General features: G+C 67.5%; 18 protein-coding genes. 11 read left to right on the top strand and 7 right to left on the bottom strand.

All coding sequences use genetic code 11. The annotated features are described in order from the left end of the window. The first annotated feature begins 55 nt into the window (after positions 1-55). The 9 genes from HLK59_RS08400 to HLK59_RS08360 all read left to right on the top strand — a co-directional run bounded on the left by HLK59_RS08400 (position 56) and on the right by HLK59_RS08360 (position 9,768). Complete coding sequence (locus tag HLK59_RS08400) at positions 56-1,270, top strand: LCP family protein (protein WP_171140637.1); 1,215 nt, start codon at positions 56-58, stop codon at positions 1,268-1,270. Positions 1,271-1,501: 231 nt separating this feature from the next. Then, a complete protein-coding gene (locus HLK59_RS08395) occupies positions 1,502-3,241 on the top strand; it encodes an LCP family protein (protein ID WP_171140636.1) in 1,740 nt (579 codons plus the stop codon). 127 nt (positions 3,242-3,368) lie between these two features. Next, positions 3,369-4,973 carry an LCP family protein gene (locus tag HLK59_RS08390; RefSeq protein ID WP_171140635.1) on the top strand — a complete coding sequence of 535 codons (1,605 nt, stop codon included), beginning with the start codon at positions 3,369-3,371 and terminating at the stop codon, positions 4,971-4,973. A 205-nt stretch (positions 4,974-5,178) separates the two neighbouring features. Further along, a complete protein-coding gene (locus tag HLK59_RS08385; RefSeq protein ID WP_171140634.1) occupies positions 5,179-5,616 on the top strand; it encodes a hypothetical protein in 438 nt (145 codons plus the stop codon). Positions 5,617-6,231: 615 nt separating this feature from the next. Continuing rightward, complete coding sequence (locus HLK59_RS08380; RefSeq protein WP_171140647.1) at positions 6,232-7,788, top strand: LCP family protein; 1,557 nt, start codon at positions 6,232-6,234, stop codon at positions 7,786-7,788. Between the two features lie 108 nt (positions 7,789-7,896). Further along, positions 7,897-8,370 (top strand): hypothetical protein, encoded by a 474-nt coding sequence (locus HLK59_RS08375; protein WP_171140633.1) that lies wholly within the window; start codon positions 7,897-7,899, stop codon positions 8,368-8,370. A 14-nt stretch (positions 8,371-8,384) separates the two neighbouring features. Beyond that, the gene (locus HLK59_RS08370; protein ID WP_171140632.1) at positions 8,385-8,834 is read left to right on the top strand and encodes a hypothetical protein; all 450 of its coding nucleotides are present in this window, start codon (positions 8,385-8,387) and stop codon (positions 8,832-8,834) included. 30 nt (positions 8,835-8,864) lie between these two features. Next, positions 8,865-9,284, top strand: a complete 420-nt coding sequence (locus HLK59_RS08365) for a spore-associated protein A (RefSeq protein ID WP_206326901.1) — start codon at positions 8,865-8,867, stop codon at positions 9,282-9,284. Positions 9,285-9,348: 64 nt separating this feature from the next. After that, positions 9,349-9,768: a spore-associated protein A gene (locus HLK59_RS08360; RefSeq protein WP_171140631.1), complete on the top strand. Its 420-nt coding sequence runs from the start codon at positions 9,349-9,351 to the stop codon at positions 9,766-9,768. A 61-nt stretch (positions 9,769-9,829) separates the two neighbouring features. Here HLK59_RS08360 and HLK59_RS08355 read toward each other — a convergent pair whose 3' ends face one another. Then, positions 9,830-10,858: a glycosyltransferase family 2 protein gene (locus tag HLK59_RS08355; protein WP_171140630.1), complete on the bottom strand. Its 1,029-nt coding sequence runs from the start codon at positions 10,856-10,858 to the stop codon at positions 9,830-9,832. Positions 10,859-10,984: 126 nt separating this feature from the next. Between HLK59_RS08355 and HLK59_RS08350 the strand changes: the two genes are divergently transcribed. Continuing rightward, on the top strand, positions 10,985-12,436 hold the full coding sequence (locus HLK59_RS08350; protein WP_171140629.1) for an LCP family protein: 1,452 nt from the start codon (positions 10,985-10,987) through the stop codon (positions 12,434-12,436). A gap of 22 nt (positions 12,437-12,458) precedes the next feature. Here HLK59_RS08350 and HLK59_RS08345 read toward each other — a convergent pair whose 3' ends face one another. After that, positions 12,459-13,007 (bottom strand): acyl-CoA thioesterase, encoded by a 549-nt coding sequence (locus HLK59_RS08345; RefSeq protein WP_171140628.1) that lies wholly within the window; start codon positions 13,005-13,007, stop codon positions 12,459-12,461. A gap of 119 nt (positions 13,008-13,126) precedes the next feature. Here HLK59_RS08345 and HLK59_RS08340 point away from each other — a divergent pair, with 119 nt between their 5' ends. Further along, positions 13,127-14,428 (top strand): LCP family protein, encoded by a 1,302-nt coding sequence (locus HLK59_RS08340; protein ID WP_171140627.1) that lies wholly within the window; start codon positions 13,127-13,129, stop codon positions 14,426-14,428. Positions 14,429-14,452: 24 nt separating this feature from the next. Here the strand turns inward: HLK59_RS08340 and HLK59_RS08335 are convergent, their stop codons facing one another. The 5 genes from HLK59_RS08335 to HLK59_RS08315 all read right to left on the bottom strand — a co-directional run bounded on the left by HLK59_RS08335 (position 14,453) and on the right by HLK59_RS08315 (position 18,463). Then, positions 14,453-14,950, bottom strand: coding sequence for a CbrC family protein (locus HLK59_RS08335; protein ID WP_171140626.1), 498 nt, complete (start codon positions 14,948-14,950; stop codon positions 14,453-14,455). Positions 14,951-15,021: 71 nt separating this feature from the next. Beyond that, a complete protein-coding gene (locus tag HLK59_RS08330; protein WP_171140625.1) occupies positions 15,022-15,381 on the bottom strand; it encodes a four-helix bundle copper-binding protein in 360 nt (119 codons plus the stop codon). Between the two features lie 169 nt (positions 15,382-15,550). After that, positions 15,551-16,591: a site-specific integrase gene (locus HLK59_RS50845; RefSeq protein WP_171140624.1), complete on the bottom strand. Its 1,041-nt coding sequence runs from the start codon at positions 16,589-16,591 to the stop codon at positions 15,551-15,553. Further along, positions 16,557-17,087: a hypothetical protein gene (locus HLK59_RS08320; protein ID WP_171140623.1), complete on the bottom strand. Its 531-nt coding sequence runs from the start codon at positions 17,085-17,087 to the stop codon at positions 16,557-16,559. The genes HLK59_RS50845 and HLK59_RS08320 overlap by 35 nt, the downstream gene beginning before the upstream one ends. Positions 17,088-17,305: 218 nt before the next feature. After that, positions 17,306-18,463, bottom strand: coding sequence for an acyl-CoA dehydrogenase family protein (locus HLK59_RS08315; protein WP_277349461.1), 1,158 nt, complete (start codon positions 18,461-18,463; stop codon positions 17,306-17,308). Positions 18,464-18,575 lie beyond the last annotated feature (112 nt).

Raw genomic sequence — 18,575 nt, 5'->3', positions numbered from 1 at the left:
GGTCGTAGGAGCAGCCGCAGTGGACGCTCGTAGGCCATGAGGGGTGGATCCGGACGTGACCGACACCGCTGGTACGCCCTCGGCAGGCACCCTCGGTCCGGGAGCGGGGGCGTCCGCCACGGGGAACGGGCTGATACGTCGGCGCCGGAGGCGGTGGCTGCGGTACGGGGCGGTCGGGGTGGCCGTCATCGTGGTGGGCGCCGCGGGGGCCGGGTGGGCGGTGTACACGAAGCTGGACGGCAACATCACGCCGGACAACGCGGCGGCCGCGGAGCTCGCCCGGTACGAGAAGGAACGGCCCACCGCGCTCGTCGAGGACGCGCAGAACATCCTGCTGATCGGGTCGGACTCACGGTCCGGGGACGGGAACGCGCGGTACGGGCGGGACTCGGGGACCGAGCGCTCGGACACCACCATCCTGTTGCACCTCTCCGGCGGGCGGCGCAGCGCCACCGCGGTCTCGCTCCCCCGCGACCTGATGGTGGATGTGCCGGCCTGCCGGCAGCCGGACGGCAGCCGCACCGAGCCGATGTTCGCGATGTTCAACTACGCGTTCCAAAAGGGCGGTTCGGCCTGCACGATCCGAACCGTCGAGAAACTCACGGGAGTTCGCGTCGACCATCACATGGTCGTCGACTTCCACGGCTTCAAGGACATGGTCGACGCGGTCGACGGCGTACGCATCTGTCTGGACGAGCCCATCCACGACAAGGCCGCCAAGCTGAAGCTGCCGGCGGGCAGGGTGACGCTCAGCGGCGAACAGGCCCTCGGGTACGTGCGCGCCCGTAAATCGCTCGGCGACGGCAGTGACACCGACCGGATGGACCGCCAGCAGCGCTTTCTCGCGGCGCTCGTCAACAAGGTGCAGAGCAATGACGTCCTGCTGAATCCGGTGAAGCTCTATCCCTTGCTGGACGCGGCGACCTCGTCGCTCACCACCGACCCGGATCTGGCGAACTTGCGCGGTTTGTACGACCTCGTTCGCGGGTTGCGCGACATCCCCACCGAACGTGTGCAATTCCTGACCGTTCCCCGGGAGTCGTACGCCTACAACACCAATCGCGACCAACTCGTACAGGCCGAGGCGGAGAAGCTGTTCGAACGGCTGCGCAGGGACGCGCCGGTGTCGGTCGCCGAGGAAGTTCCACGGGATTCCAGGACAAAAAGCCCCAATTCGAGCGACGGTTCGCATGAAGAAGCGGATGCCGGCAAGGAGTCGCCCGCGCCCACATTCCGCGGGAACACCGCCGCCGAGGACACCTGTAAGTAAAGGGATTACCAAGGCCACGTACATGTGTCCAAGGAAATAGGGCGGATTGACCAGTTGTAGGGACGTGGAATTTGTCACCGTCGTCGCTTGACGACGAACCGGCCGGATAGTGTGAGCGATCCTGTGCATCCGGCCGTCAGGTCTTCCTGGGGTCGGGCACAGTGTGACCGAGACCCGAGCGCCTTTGAGGGGGAAGGCGCCGCGTGGCCCCGACGGAGGATTCAGACAACCGTGGACGCGCAAGGCCGTGGGCGGGCGGACGACATCGACCCCGCAGACCAGTGGGTGCTCAATCCGAGCACTGGCGAATACGAACTGCGACTGACTCCTTCCGCACCGCAATCAGCGGTGCCAGGACCTCGTAGATCCGCCCCCCGCTCCGGCGGTACGGGCGAGGCAACACGCAACCGGTCGGCAGCACCGGGCCGTACCGCGCCTGCCGAGGCGCCCGGCCGTGATGTGCCGCCGCCCCGCAGACGCCGAGGTGCGCCCGAGGAGCCACTGCCGGGGCGGCGCAGCCGGCGGCCGGTCAAGAAGAAGGGCAAGGCCAAGAAGGTCGTCCTGTGGACCGGCGGCATCATGGCTTTCGTGCTCGTCGGCACCGCCGGGGCCGCCTATCTGTACCTCAAGCACCTTGAGGGCAACGTCACGACCGAGGACGTCGGCAATGTGGCCGACAGCGGTTTCAGCAAGGACGAGGCCTTCAACATCCTGATCATCGGCACCGACAAGCGGACCGGCGCGGGCAACGAGGGCTACGGCGACAAGGGGAGCGTCGGTCACGCCGACACCAACATCCTGCTGCACGTCTCCAAGGACCGTACGAACGCGACGGCGATGAGCATCCCTCGCGACCTGATCGTCGACGTACCCGACTGCGAGGGCAAGGACGGCGCGGTCATCCCGGGCACGCAGAACGTCCGCTTCAACACCAGCCTCGGCCAGGACGGCCGCAACCCGGGCTGCACCATGAAGACGGTCGAGGAGGTCACCGGCGTCGACGTGAACCACTTCGCGATGGCCGACTTCAACGCGGTGAAGACGCTGACGACGGCCGTCGGCGGCGTGGAGGTCTGTCTCGCGAAGGCCGTCAACGACAAGGAGTCGAAGCTGAACCTGCCGGCGGGCAAGTCCACGATCGAGGGCGAGCGGGCCCTCGCCTTCGTCCGCACCCGGCACAGCTTCGGCAACCAGGGCGACCTGGACCGCATCAAGGTCCAGCAGCAGTTCATGAGTTCGCTGATGCGCAAGATGACCTCCGGCGACACCCTCACCAGCCCCACGAAGCTGATAAAGCTGGCCAACGCCGCCACCAAGGCACTCACCGTCGACACGGGCATCGGCAAGGCCAGCACGCTCAAGGACGTGGCTCTGGAGCTGAAGAAGGTGCCGATGAAGAACATCACCTTCCTGACGGTTCCGGTGAAGGACAACCCGACCGAGGTGGTCAAGGCGACCGTCGTCGTGGACGAGGCGAACGGCCCGCAGGTCTTCAACATGATCAAGAACGACGTCTCCTTCACCGAGGTCAAGGCCAAGGAGAAGAAGGAGAAGGCCACGGTCGCCGCCCGTCTGAAGGGCACCAAGTCCGCCGCCGACGAGGTGCGGGTACGGATTCTCAACGGCGGGGCGCCGGGCGGCAGCGCCCAGGAGGAGCTCACCTACCTCCAGACCGAGGCGGGTGTGTCCAAGTCGGAGAACGCGGGCAACGCGGAGAAGACGCTGGCGAAGACGACCCTCGAGTACGCCCCGGACCAGGCGGACCAGGCCCGCAGGCTGGCCGCGATCATGGGGCTGTCCGGATCGGCGATGAAGCCGGGCGAGAGCGTCACCAACTCCCAGGGTCTGCCGACCATGACGCTGACGCTGGGCGAGGACTTCAAGGGGGCCGGGGTCAAGATGAACTCGTCCTCGGCGTCGACTCCGGAGGTCCCGAAGACCACGGCGAACGAGGTCAAGTGCGCGAGTTGACCATGTGACACGGTCGAGCACCCGAGTCGACCGTGTGAAGTGTGTGACCTGACAGGCCTGTCGTACGTCTAACAGGACGTAACGGCAGGCCTGTTCAGTGCTGTCAGGGTGGGGAGGGGACGGGGAGATGACCCAGAACAGTGTGCAGGGGGAAGAGACACGAGAGGGTGTCCCGCAGGCCCAGGAGGGGGCCGCGGAGGGGAACGGGGGCAGACATGGCAGACGCCGGGCACGGCCGCGCCGCAAACACCGCGTGCTGAGGTGGTCGGCGACGACGCTGTCGGTGCTGATACTCGGCACGGCCGGCGCCGGATACCTGTACTACCAGCACCTCAACGGCAATATCGGCACGGGTGAGCGCAGCAGCGGCGACTCCAAGGCGAAGAAGAGCGCGGCGAACGCGGCCGGGCAGACCCCGCTGAACATCCTGCTGATCGGCTCCGACAGCCGTGCCTCCACGGAGAACGTGAAGCTCGGCGGCAGCAAGGACACCCGCGGCAATCCGCCGCTGGGCGATGTGCAGATGCTCGTCCACCTCGCCGCGGACCGTAAGAGCGCCTCGGTGGTGAGCATCCCGCGGGACACCCGCGTCGACATCCCCAAGTGCACGGATCCTGATACGGACGTCACCTACCCGGCGACCAACAACATCATCAACACGTCACTGGCCCGCGGTGGTGCCGGCTGCACCCTGGCCACCTGGGAGAACCTCACCGGGGTCTACATCGACCACTGGATGACGATCGACTTCTCCGGTGTGGTGAGCATGGCGGACGCCGTCGGCGGGGTCGAGGTCTGTGTGAAGCAGAACGTGTGGGACCGCCCGCTGCCCGGAGTGCCCGGGGGCTCCGGCCTGAAGATGAAGGCGGGCCGGAAGGAGATCAAGGGCAAGGAGGCGTTGCAGTGGCTGCGTACACGCCACGCCTTCTACAGCGATCTGGGTCGTGCCAAGGCCCAGCACATGTACATGAACTCGATGATCCGCACACTGAAGAGCCAGAACGTCTTCACCGACGGCGGACGCCTGATGGACCTGGCCGAGGCGGCCACGAAGTCGTTGGACGTCTCCGAGGAGATCGGCAGCGTGAAGAAGCTGTACGACCTGAGCAAGCAGCTCAAGTCGGTGCCGACGGACCGGATCACCATGACGACGATGCCGAGCATCGAGGACCCGCAGGACAGGAACCACCTGGTCCCGGAGCCCGCGGGCGCCGAGAAGATGTGGCAGATGCTCCGCGACGACGTGCCCTTCGACGACAAGGGGACGGTGTCGAAGAAGAAGCCCAAGGAGAAGCTCTCCGAGGATCCGGCGGCGGCCGACGACCAGATCGGTGTCGTCGTGCAGAACGCCACCAGGTCCAGCACGCTCGGCCCGGTCTCCGGCCGTGCGGGGACGATCAGCGGGCTGCTCGTGCAGAAGGGCTTCGCCCGGGCTTCGGCGGACACCTCGGCGGCGCTCGCCGAGGAGCGGACCATGGTGCGCTACCCGAGCGCGGACCTTGAGGGCGACGCCCAGCGCATCGCCAAGTCGCTGGGGATTCCGCTGAGTTCGGTGAAGAAGTCGACCGATGTCTCCGGTGTCACGGTCGTCGTGGGCGCCGACTGGCGGGAGGGGACGACCTATCCGAAGCAGTCCTCCCCCAAGGCGGGGGACCTCCCGGACAACGCTGACGAGATCAACGGAGCGGACAGCGATCAGTGCATGGACGTGTACGAGCGGTACCGCTGGTGAACTGTCGGCGGGTGACTCGGTCCGGGTCACCCGCCGGCGCCGACGGGTGCATCACCATGATCACGAAAGCCATGATCACAAGCGCCCGGAATCGGCCATTCCATGATCACTTAGTGGTCATGTACGCCTCACGGTGGCATTCGGAAGGGCGTTCGATGGTGAGATCGCGCAGACGATCTTTCCCTCTGCCTCAAGGAGACCACCCATGCGTAGGAAAATCACCGCCGTCGTGCTCTCGGCGCTGACCCTCGTCCTCGCCCCGCTGGCGACGAACGCGAGCGCATCGACCAAGAGCGATGTCGTGAGCCTGGCGAAGTCCGTCTGCGGGTCCGGCTACACGGTCACCGTCGACGCCGGCGACATGGGCATACCGAAGCAGTACTACTGGAGCGTCCTGCTCTACAACCCGTCCTCCGGCTACAACTGTGCCGTCAACGTCAAGGACAGCAACAACACGGACTACGGCAAGGCCAGCGGCATCGGCATGGGAATCAGAGTGGCCGGTGGCAGCTGGAACGAGGACAAGGGCAGCTACACCAAGTACGCCGGCCCCGTGTACGTCCACGCCCCCAGCACCTGCGTCTACCTCCGCCTTACCTCTCCCGAGCTGACTTGGACCAGCAACGCCATGGGTTGCAGCTAAGTACACGGAACAGAAGCACGCGGGCGGCACGAGAGCGAAGGTTCGGCGGTCCGCCTCCGTCGTCCACGCGGGAAAGGACGAGACCGACTGCGGCTGACCTCGCGCCGCAGGCGACGAACGCGAGCGCATCGGCGAAGAGCGACGTCCTGAGCCTGGCGAAGTCCGCCTGCGGCTCGGGCTGCACGACCACCGTCGCGGCCGCCGATACACCAAGCACCCCGGCCCGGTGTACGTCCGCGCTCCCGGCACGTGCGTCTGCCTGCACACCGTCAACCCCGGGGACGAGTGGTACAGCAACACCATGGATTGCGGCTGAGCCGGCGTTCCGACGCGCAGGTCCAGCCGGTGGGGTGCGGGCCGCGACTGGGCCCGCACCCCACAGCTGACTCTTAACTGTCTGCAGAATGATGAAGTGTGCTCACGTCCCGGGGTCCGGACAACGCTTCGACAGCGCATTCGACAACGGGTCTCGCGTACGCTTCCGACGAGGCGGACCAGGCACACAGCCGACCGCCGGGCTTGGGGAGGCTCGGCAGTCCGTCAGGTGACGCAGGGTGGGGAGGCAGGGAGTTGGCGCAGAGTGTGCGCGGCGAGGTTCCCGCGGTCGAGGACACGATGTCCCTCACACCGCAGGATCCCGGGCCGCCCGCCGGGCACGGCAGGGGACGGGGCGCGAAGCGCGGCAAGGGACGCAGAAGACGGGCCCTGCGCTGGTCGGCGATCGTGCTGGCGGTGGTGATACTCGGTACCTCGGGCGCCGGATACCTCTACTACCGGCACCTCAACAGCAACCTCAAGAAGGACGACCTGAACCTCGGCGACGAGAAGGACAGGGCGACCAAGACGGAGGCGAACGCGGCCGGGCAGACCCCGCTGAACATCCTGCTGATCGGCTCGGACGCGCGGGACAACGCGGAGAACCAGAAGCTCGGCGGCGCCAAGGACACGTACAACACCGCGCCGCGCGCGGACGTCCAGATGCTGCTGCACGTCTCGGCGGACCGCAGCAACATGTCGGTGGTCAGCATGCCGCGCGACACCCTGGTCGACATCCCCGAGTGCACGGACCCCGACGACGACAAGGTCTACTCGGCTCTCACCTCGGCGATGACGAACGACTCGCTGGGCCGTGGCGGCCCCGGTTGCACGGTGGCGACCTGGGAGAAGCTCACCGACATCCACATCGACCACTTCATCATGGTCGACTTCGCGGGCGTGGTGTCGATGGCGGACGCGATCGGCGGCGTGCCGGTCTGTGTGGACGCCAACATCTACTCGCACACCTCCAAGGGCAGCGGTTCGGGCCTGAAGCTGGAAAAGGGCACCACGCCCATCAAGGGCAAGCAGGCGTTGCAGTGGCTGCGCACGCGATACGGCTTCGAGGACAACACCGACATCGCGCGGGCCAAGGCGCAGCACCAGTACATGAACTCGATGGTCCGCGAGCTGCGCGAGAACGCGACGCTGAGCAGCCCGAACAAGCTGCGCAAGCTCGCCGAGACGGCCACCGAGGCATTGACGGTGGACGACGGACTGGGCAGCGTGACGAAGCTGTACGACCTGAGCAACGAGCTGCGGAAGGTCCCCAGCAAGCGCATCACCATGACGACGATGCCGTGGCAGTACGCCTCGGACGGCAACCGGGTGGTGCCCAAGCCGGAGGAAGCGGAGCAGGTGTTCCGGCTGATCCGTGAGGACATCGCGCTCGACGGCAAGGACAAGAAGAAGACGGAGGACGAGACCTCCGACGACCCGGCCGCCGCGGACGACAAGATCGCCGTCCAGGTGCAGAACGGCACCCGCACCAGCACGCAGGCGGCGGTGACGGGACGAGCCGGTGATGTGACCGAGCTCCTCGCAGGCAAGGGTTTCACCGCGGCCAAGTCGGACTCCTCGGTGCTTCTCAGCCAGGCCAAGACGGTCGTCCGCTACCCGAGCGCCGACCTGGAGGGCGATGCCCAGCGGGTCGCCAAGGCCCTTGGCGTTCCCATGAGTTCGGTGAAGAAGTCGACGGACGTCTCCGGGGTCACCCTGATCGTCGGTGCGGACTGGCGCGAGGGCACGACCTACAAGGCCGCGGAGGAGGACGACTCGCTGCCCGAGTCGGAGGACACCTTCAACGGCGCGGACACCAAGGCCTGTATGCATGTCAATCCCGACTTCACCTGGTAGCAGCCCCTGGAAGCGCTTTTGGCCAGGAAGATCATTTTCTGGCCAATGCTTTACACCGTGATCATATTTGTTACTGGAACATGACAAGATCCTGAGCGGTCAGGACCCATGCAACGACCGTTCCAGGGGGAGAAGTTGAAGTTCCAGAGCAGGACCGCCAGATACGCCACATCCATGGCGATGATGCTGTCGGCGATCGCCGGCTACTCGCTCGTCACGGCTCCGGCCGCCAGCGCCGCCACGTACGGCTGCAACGGTTCCCAGATCGACAGCTGGAGCAACACCTACAACGGCACGACGTACGCCAAGACCTACCTCTTCTGGGACGGCACCTACAACTGCGTCGCGGCCGTGAAGCAGGGCTCCTACTACGGCGTCAAGTCACGTATCGCCGTGGCCGCCTGGACCAACGTGGACGGCTACGTCTCGCCCGGTGACGACGGCCAGTACCTCTACTACGCGAGCTTCAGGTTCTACGGGAAGAACCGCTGCGTAGCCGTCGAGACCGACGTGTGGAACCTGAACGGCAGCAACATCATCCAGGACCACGTGCCGTACTCCGGCTACTTCCACTGCGGTTGAGAGCGGAATCCGACATGAGCATCCTCAAGTCCAAGGCCGCCCGCTGGCTGACGAGCACCACGGTCCTGCTCGGTGTCGCCGTGGCGGGCCCCGTGGCCACCGCGCCGGCCGCCTCGGCCGCGTCGGGCAGCTGCTCGGGCAGTGTCATCGACACCCTCAAGCACTACAACTACAACGGCACCCACGTGGCGACGTCCTACCTGTACTGGGACGGCACCTACAACTGTGTCCGCGCCGACAAGGTCGGCTCGTACTACGGCGTCAGCTCGCGCATGTCGCTGACCATCTACAGCCAGAAGGGCGGCGCGGACCCGGACAGCGGGTACTTCAAGTACTACGCGGGCCCCGTCAAGGTGAACGGCCAGAACACCTGCATCGCCTTCGAGCTCGACATGTGGAGCACCAGCGGCGCGGACATGCTCCAGGACCGAGTTCCCGCCGGCGGCTACAACCACTGCGGCTGAACTCTCCCATGCACTGACAGGGACTCAAACATGCTCAAGATGAAGCGACTCGGCTCCGCCGCGGCCGTCATCGGCCTCACCGTCGCCGGCACGATCGCCGCCACCGGAACCGCCTCGGCGGCCTCCTACAACGGTGTCTGCGGATCCGGCTACGGAGTGATCGACACGAAGGACGTCGGCACCGGAACCGCCTATCTCACCTACAACAGCTCCAGCGGCAAGAACTGTGTGGTCACCGTCTCCGACACACCAGGCACCGCCATGCTCCTGGACGCCCGCGTGCGGCTGCACCGCACCAACCTCGACTGGGCGGACAGCGAGTACGACGCGGGCTTTTTCAAGTACTACGCCGGCCCGGTCTACGCCTCCGCCGCAGGCAGGTGCATCGACTGGGGCGGCAATGCAGGCACCGAAACCTGGCATGTCAACTACAACGTGCACTGCGGCTGAGCTCCACCGGCGCTCATGAAATGATCACATCGGTTCTGCAGTGACACCTGATAGGGACTCAACCATGCTCACAATCAAGCGGATCGGCTCCGCGGTGGCCGTCCTCGGCCTCACCGCCGCCGGCACGATCGCCGCCACCGGCACCGCCTCGGCGGCCTCCTACGCCGGTACCTGCGGGTCCGGCTACAGCGTGATCGACTCCATGGACGTCGGCGACGGAACCGCCTACCTCACCTACAGCGGCGCCACCGGCAAGAACTGCGTCGTCACCGTCACCGACACGCAGGGCACGCCCACGGTCCTGGGTGCCAACCTGCGGCTGCACCGCACCGACACCGTGTGGAAGTCCAACGAGGAGGACTCCGGCACGTTCAAGTACTACGCGGGCCCGGTCTACGCCTCCGCCGCGGGCAAGTGCATCGACTGGGGCGGCCGCGCGGCCTCCAACTACACGCGCATCGACTACGGCGTGCACTGCGGCTGAGCCACAGACCGACAGACCTCGAAGGCCCCCGCCCGCACCGGACGGGGGCCTTCGACGCGTCCTACGCCTCGGTCAGCACCGCCGGCCGACGCGACGCGATGACCTTCCTCGCCAGTGACTTCGGGCTGGTCAGGAAGCCGAAGCCCCAGCACATGTGCATGGTGGCCAGCGCGACCGGGATCTGGAGCCGTGCCTTCAGCGGCAGGCCCTTGCCCGCGGGCAGCGATCCGAGGGCGATCGCCGCGAGGTAGCCGCCGGGGATCAGGAAGCCGAGCGGGGTCAGGGCCGCGCCCACCACGATCCCCGCCGCGATCGCGCACACCGCGGTCGGCGGGGCGAGGTAGCGCAGGTTGATGGAGCCGGAGTGGTAGCGGGCGACGACGTGCCGCCAGCGGCCGTAGTCCTTGTACTGCTTGGCGAGCGCCTTCACGCTCGGCCGCGGCCGGTACGACACCCGCAGCTCCGGCGAGAACCAGATCAGCCCGCCCGCCTCACGGATGCGGAAGTTCAGCTCCCAGTCCTGGGCGCGGATGAACTCCTCGTTGTAGCCGCCCTGTTGCTCCAGCGCCGCGCGCCGGAACACCCCGAGATAGACGGTCTGGGCCGGTCCGGCCTCGCCACCCGTGTGGAACGCGGCGTTGCCGACCCCGATCTTCGAGGTCATCGCGGCGGCCACCGCGTGCTCCCAGTCGTTCTCGCCCTCGGCGTGCATGATGCCGCCGACATTCTGCGCGCCGGTCTCCTCCAGGAGCCGTACGGCGGTCGCGATGTAGTTCTGCGAGAGCATGCCGTGACCGTCGACGCGGACCACGACCGGATGGCGGGAGGCCTTGATCGCGGCGTTGAGAGCGGCGGGCGTACGGCCGGTGGGGTTCGGCACCGTGTGGACGCGTGAGTCTTCCGCTACGAGCTGGGCAGCGATCTCGTCCGTACGGTCCTTGGACGGACCGAGGGCGATCACGACCTCCAGCTCGCCGGCGTACTCCTGCGCGAGGATCGCTTGGACGGCTCCGCGCAGATGCCGTTCCTCGTCGAGGACGGGCATGATCACAGACACGGCGGGGAGCTGCACGTCGGGCTTGGCGTTCATAGGGGGCTCACGTTACCGCGAACGGGGGACACCGATGCGCCCCGCCCGGGTGGTTCCGGTGGCCGCAGATCGTATGGGCCTACGGTGCTGATGATCCCATGTACGGCCCTCGCGGAGGTGTCCCCCATGCCCACGCCGCCCCGCCGCTCCCCCGCCGCCGCCCGGCCCCGACCTCGTCCGCGCCCGCCCGTACGACGGCGCAAACCGCGTTGGGCCGCCCGGGCGGTGACGACGCTCTCCGTGGTGATCCTCGCCTCGGCCGGGATCGGACACGCGGTGCTCTCCAGCCTGGACGCGGACATCGCACGCGTGGACCCCTTCAAGGACATGAAGAACCGGCCCAGAGCCGGCCACGGCATGAACGTGCTGCTGGTCGGCACCGACGGCCGGGACAAGATCACCGAGACCGAGCGGCAGAAGTACCGGCTCGGCGGCGCCCCCTGCCACTGCACCGACACGATCATGATCGTGCACATCTCGGAGGACCGGGAGCGGGCCAGCGTGGTGAGCCTGCCGCGCGACTCGTACGCCATGACACCGGCGCACACCGACCGGACCACCGGCGAACCGCACCACGGCCACCCCGTCAAGCTCAACGCGGCGTACGCGGAGGGCGGCCCGAACCTCACCGTGCGCACCGTCGAGAACATGACCCATGTGAAGATCGACCACTATCTGGAGGTCGACTTCACCAGCTTCATGAAGACGGTCGACGTGCTCGGCGGCGTGAAGATCTGTACGGCGGACCCCCTCAAGGACTCCTACACGGGCCTCGACCTCCCCGCCGGCACCCACACCCTGATGGGCGGCGAGGCCCTCCAGTACGTCCGCTCCCGGCACATCGACGGCGCCGCCGACCTCGGCCGGATGAAGCGCCAGCAGCGGTTCATGGCGGCGCTGATCGACCGGGCCACCTCCTCCGGGATCCTGCTGAACCCGATGAAGTTCCGGGACATCACCCGGGCCGTGCTCGGCTCGGTACGCGCCGACAAGGGCTTCGGCACGGACGAACTGCTGGACCTCGGGCGGGCGATGCGCAACTTCTCCCCCTCCTCCTCGGAGTTCACTACGGTCCCGATCGGGCAGATGGGATACGCCGTGAAGGGCGTCGGTTCCACCCTGAAGTGGGACCCGAAGAAGGCCGGCCGCCTCTTCCAGGCCCTGCGCGACGACAAGCCGCTCGCCGCGCACAAGCCCAGGAGCAAGGCCGTACGCGTCGGGGTGGCCCCGCAGCAGATCCGCGTCCAGGTCGAGAACGGCACCCCCACCGCCGGCCTCGGCAAGCGTGTCGACGCGGCGCTGGCCGCGACCGGCTTCCGCACCACCCACCAGCCGGTCACCTCGGCGAACCGCACCGTCAAGCGCACGGTCGTCGCCTACGACCCCCGCTGGGACCGCTCCGCGAAATCCCTCGCGGCGGCCCTGCCCGGCAGCGAACTACGGCCGGTGAAGGGGCAGGGACCGGTCCTGAAGGTGATCGCCGGGGCGGACTTCGAGAAGGTGCGCAAGGTACGGGCGGAAGACCCCTACCAAGGGGAGTTCGGGGTGGTGACGGGGGACGAGGTGGGGTGCCTGTAGGGCACGCTTCTCCCCCGGGGGTTCAGTCCTCGAACCCCTCCGCCGCCCGCTTCTCCCGCAGCTCCATGATCGCGCGCCGCCGGGCCAGCCGGTGCGTGCGGCGGATCTGGGCCTCCTGGTAGCGGCGCTTGTCGCGCTCGGTCTCCGGGAGGACGGGCGGAACGATCCGGGGCTTGCCGTCGGCGTCGACCGCGGCGAAGACGAGGTAGGCGGAGCCGACCTGGGTGGCCGGGTCGGACTCGTTCCAGCGCTCGGCGAGCACTCGCACCCCGACCTCCATCGAGGTCCGCCCGGTCCAGTTGACCTGGGCCTTCACATGGACGAGGTCACCGACGCGGACCGGCTCCAGGAAGGCCATCTCGTCCATGGAGGCGGTGACGGCGGGCCCGCCGGAGTGCCGTCCGGCCACCGCGCCCGCGGCGTCGTCGACCAGCTTCATGATCACACCGCCGTGCACCGTCCCCAGAAGGTTGGTGTCGTTGTGGGTCATGATGTGGCTGAGCGTGGTGCGGGACGCGGATGTGGGCTTGCCCGGAATATCGGACTCCGCTGAGGGGGCCTGGTCTGTCATGCCCTCCACCTTATGCCGAGGTCACATCAGCGGCTTTTGTGTTGGGTTCGCAACAGCAGTGCCCTGATTTTCCTACGACCCTTGTAAAGGACACAGTCGATCCCTGCACACTGGGCCCCATGAACGATTGGCCCGAGGCATGGTCCGACGAGAACCGCGGCAACCGGTACGGACGCGGCAGCGCGAGCGCACAGCCCGAAGGTGCGCGCGCCATGCGGCAGGTCCGCCGGCCCGCCTCGGGCGGGTACGGGGGCGGCCCCGGCCAGTCCGCGCCGCCGCACGGAGGCGGGGTGCCGCAGCAGCCCGCGTACGGGAACGGCGGCTACGGCGACGCCAACGCCGCCGACGGCTACGACAGCGGCTACAACACCGGCCAGGTCTACGGCGGCGGAACGGGCGGCCCCGGTGGCCCGGGCCGGGTGAGTGAGCCGCGTCCGGCACCGAACTGGCGCCGCCGTATCAAGTGGACGGCGATCACCGTCGTGACCGTCCTGGTCGTGACGACGGTCGGCACGTACTTCTGGGCCGACTCCAAGCTCAACCGGGAGGTCGACCTCTCCAAGGTCATCGACCGGCCCGACGCGGGCGAGGGCACGAACTACCTGATCGTCGGTTCCGACAGCCGCGCCGGCATGTCCGCCGAGGAGAAGAAGAAGCTCCACACCGGGTCCGCCGAGGGCAAGCGCACGGACTCGATGATGATCCTGCACACCGGCAGCAACGGCGACACGCTGATCTCCCTGCCGCGTGACTCGGACGTGGAGATCCCGACGTTCGTCGGCTCCGAGTCCGGCAAGACGTACAAGGGCACCGGCCGGCACACCAAGCTCAACGCGGCCTACGCCGAGGACGGTCCCGAACTCCTCGTCCGCACGGTCGAGTTCAACACCGGTCTGCGCATCGACCACTACGTCGAGATCGGCTTCGCGGGCTTCGCGAACATCGTGGACGCGGTGGGCGGCGTCGAGATCACGATCCCCAAGGGCGGTATGAAGGACACCAAGTCCGGTGCCGACTTCGAGGCGGGCAAGCAGACCCTGAACGGCGAGGAGGCCCTGGCCTTCGTCCGCACCCGGTATGCCCTCAAGGCCTCCGACCTGGACCGCACGAAGAACCAGCAGAAGTTCCTCGCCGCCCTCGCCAACCAGGTCGCCACCCCGGGCACGGTCCTGAACCCCTTCAAGCTCTACCCGACCATGGGCGCCGGCCTCGACTCGCTCGTCGTCGACAAGGACATGGGCCTGTTCGACCTGGCCGACATGTTCTGGGCCATGAAGAGCGTCAACAGCGGCGACGGCAAGTCCATGAACATGCCGATCTCCGGCTCCTCCAACGGCAACCTCGTCTGGGACAAGGCGAAGGTGAAGACGCTGGTGGAGGAACTGAAGAACGACGAGAAGGTCACGGTCTCGGGCAACTGAGCCGCCGCCTGGTCCGTACGACAGTCAGGTGAAGTCCGCGTAGGCCAGGTGCCGGTCGCAGTGGAGGCAGGCGAAGAGGTACGCCGTGGGCTGGCCGTCGGCGTCCAGGGCGGCGCAGAACTCCTCGCCGAACTCCGCCACGAGGTCGGCCAGGGCGTCCGGGTGGCGCCGCACCTCGGCCGCCCCCGCCCGCCCCAGGAACGCCGCCGCGTCCTCGCAGTGCGTCAGCCACCGCTCCTGCTGCCAGCCGTGGAAGCCGGGGGTGCGTCGGTCGACCTCGAGCCGTATCTCCATCGGCACCTGCCCCTCGGTCTCCGTGAACTGCGCCTCGTACCGCTCGGCCGCGCGGCCGTCCGCGAGGCACCACGGACACAGGACGGAGGGGTCCGCCACGGCGTACACCGGACCGTCGTACACGAACCCCCGTCGCCGCCCGCAGCAGTCGCACGGCGCGTCGGACGGCACCACCGAGCCGGTGGCGAGCGGCTCGGGGTGGTACCGGAACACGGGCAGGGTGGTCATGACAGCAGCCTGCCGCACAAAGGACCAGGGGCACCCCGCAGGGTGCCCCTGGAACGGCCTCGGGCCCGCGTTCACATCGTGGCGCCCGCCATCGAGCGACACGTCTGCGCGCAGCGACGACACGCCTCGGCGCAGCGCATCATCTGTTCGTCGTCCGGCATGCCCATACACGCCTCGGCGCACATCTCACAGGCCTTGGCGCACATCGCGCACATCTCGGCCGACATCGGCGAGCGGCGCATCATCATGTCCGCGCACATCCGGGTCGTCTCGGCGCAGTCCATGAGCGCGCGCATGATCTGCATCTGGGCCTGGCCGCCCATCTGCATACAGGAGCTCATGGTCTCCTCGCACACGCTGTGGCAGGACATGCACGCCTCGACGCAGTCCTGCATCGCCTTGCTCATCGCGGTCATTCCGGGCTGGGTCATGGCTCCTCCTGGGGGTGCGGGAGCCCGGGGGCGGGCCCCGTCGCCCTTCCGTCCTACGCCCGGACGGCGCCGGACGCCATCGGGCGGACGGCAACAATCCGGAACGTAAGCGATGGAAAAGTGCGGTCCGGGCTATTTCCTGAGGAAGGGCCATTGAGGTAACGGCCTTCTACGCGACTCCGAACAAGCCGATCGAGTCGGTAGCGACCGACTTCGGTCCATGGGCTCCCAGGGCTCCGTCGATCGCGAGTCGTGCGCGGTCGGGAGCGTCGGGCATCAGGTCCGAGTAGTACCTCTCGGTGAAGCTCACCGAGGTGTGTCCCAACCAGGCAGAGACCTCCGAGACCGGGACGCCCTGCCGCAACAGCGAAGCCGCGTAGAAGTGCCGGAGGCTGTGCGACTTGAAGTAGTCGACACCGACGGCAGTGAGAGCGGGACGCCAGATTCGGCCGTACCAGTAGTACGGATACAGCAAGCCAGTGCCTGTGGCGTTGCTGAACAGCAGGTCCGCCTCGCCCCACGTGGGGTGGTCCCTGAGATGGCGACGCAGGGCCAGCGCCACCACATCGGGGAGCGGAACTCGACGTCCCTGCTCTCCGTCCTCTCGCCACTTGGTGTGGCGGAGCCTCATGCTGCCGTAGCGACCCGATCCAGTGTCCCGGTCGCAGGCGACCTGCCGATCGACCGTGATCGACTTCTGGCTGAAGCAAATGCGGTCGCGGCCAAGGCCCATGGCCTCGCCGAGACGCAATCCGCATCCGGCCATCAGCCACAGCATCCCGCAATAGCGCTCCGGGGCAGCCGCGATGACAGCCAGCACCGTCTCCGTATCGGGGACGTGGACCTCCGCGCGCTGGTCCCGGTACGTCCGGGCACCGCTCATGGGGAGAGCCACCTGCCTGCACGGGTTGCCGTCGACCAGTCCTTGCTCGATCGCCCAACCGAACACCGACATGAGGATGTTGAAGCGGAATCGGACCGTGGAGGGTTTGTAGCCGCATGTGTGGGTCATCCACTCCACCCACGTCTCGACCCGTTGGGGAGTGACACACCTGATGCCGTCAGCCCCGAAGTACGGCTCCACCGACCGGTTCAGCAACGTGCGGTACTGCTTGACGCTGCTGTTCTCCACTCCTCTCGTGGTGGCCCAGCGCTCGAAGACCGCCACGAGTTGCTCACCTTCGGTCGGTCCGGCCCCGTTCCGCGTCACGCGCTTCCCCCTCCAGGTGACGCCTGGCTTTCTCGGTCAGGCGGTCCGCGGGTCTGCCCGGCGGCCCGTCCAGGAAGCCCATGGCACGTGCTCGCCGGATGCGGCCGCTGATGGTGTTCCGACTCAGCCCCCACGCGGACGCCAACCGCGTGACGGGACTCCGGTACCCCTGCCGCACCAGACGCACGTACTCACGGGCCATCAACGCGTACTCCCGCTCCGTCTCGACCCGGTGGAGCACCGCCGCGGCGGTGGCCTCGTCGGCCGACCTCCCCAGACGAGCCCTCAGCTCCTTCGCCGTCCTGCGAATCTCCGCCAGGGAGATCGACCGCATGAGCTCCGCCGTGATGCCGTCCGTCCCGACCGCGACCGCCGGGTCGTCGGGCGGCTCGATACAAAGGCTCGCAGGGCCATCCCATGGTGCGTCGAGCAGGCTGACGACAGTCAGCTTCCAGCCGCGCAACTCGGCTTCGTGGACGAGCTGGTCCCCGTCCACACGCCATCCCTCGGGCAGATTTCCACGTGCTGATGCTTCGGTCACGGGTCGAAAGTAGCGCGGCAGACGATGGCCGCCGTGTGCCGGGAAGTCCCCGGCCACACCATGAATCTACGACACGAAACCTGCCACCATCCATGTTTCATATGCTCGTTAACCTGAAAGAGTGAGGGGCACCCACAACGCGGGTGCCCCTCAGCGATCAAACCGACCAGCCGTTACGGCAGGTTGCGGGCCATCACGATCCGCTGGATCTGGTTCGTCCCCTCGTACACCTGCGTGATCTTGGCGTCCCGCATCATGCGCTCCACCGGGTAGTCACGGGTGTAGCCGTAGCCGCCGAGCAGCTGAACCGCGTCCACCGTCACCGCCATCGCCACGTCCGACGCGAAGCACTTCGCCGCCGCACCCTGGAAGGTGAGGTCCTTGTCGCCGCGCTCGGACTTGGCCGCCGCCGCATACGTCAGCTGGCGGGCGGCCTCGATCTTCATGGCCATGTCCGCGAGCATGAACTGGATGCCCTGGAACTCCGCGATCGCCTTGCCGAACTGCTTGCGCTCCTGGACGTAGTTCTTCGCGTAGTCGAAGGCGCCCTGCGCCACACCCAGCGCCTGCGCCGCGATCGTGATCCGCGTGTGGTCCAGGGTCTTCATCGCCGTGGCGAAGCCGGTGCCCTCCTCGCCGATCATGCGGTCGGCGGGGATGCGGACGTTGTCGAGGTAGACCTCGCGGGTCGGGGAGCCCTTGATGCCGAGCTTCTTCTCGGGGGCGCCGAAGGAGACGCCCTCGTCGGACTTCTCGACGACGAAGGCCGAGATGCCCTTGGAGCGCTTGGTGGGGTCGGTGACGGCCATCACCGTGTAGTACTCGGACTCGCCGGCGTTGGTGATCCAGCGCTTCACGCCGTTGAGGATCCAGTGGTCGCCGTCGCGGACCGCCTTGGTCTTCATGCCGGCCGCGTCGGAGCCCGCGTCGGGCTCGGAGAGCGCGTACGAGAACATGCCGTCGCCCTTGGCGAGCGGGCCCAGGTACTTCTTCTTCAGCTCCTCGGAGCCGGAGAGGATCACCGGCAGGGAGCCCAGCTTGTTGACCGCGGGGATGAGAGAAGAGGAGACGCAGACTCGCGCGACCTCCTCGATCACGATCACCGTGGCCAGCGCGTCCGCGCCCGCGCCGCCGTACTCCTCGGGTACGTGCACGGCGTGCAGGTCGCTCGCGATCAGAGCGTCGAGGGCCTCCCGCGGGAAGCGGGCCTCCTCGTCCACCGCGGCGGCGTACGGCGCGATCTTCGCCTCGGCCAGCGAGCGGATGGCGTCGCGGAGCATGTCGTGCTCCTCGGACGGGCGGTACAGGTCGAAGTCAGCCGATCCGGCCAAGGTGTCTCACGCTCCAAATGCGCTGCGTTGCCGACGCTAATTACCGTTAAGTAACTCAAATTTTAGGGGCCCGCCCACGGGAGTGATACGTGAGCTTGGCGACAGAGGGAAA

The sequence above is a fragment of the Streptomyces sp. S3(2020) genome (assembly GCF_013044505.1).
Lineage (GTDB): Bacteria > Actinomycetota > Actinomycetes > Streptomycetales > Streptomycetaceae > Streptomyces.
This window is presented reverse-complemented; position numbering and strand designations above follow the sequence as displayed.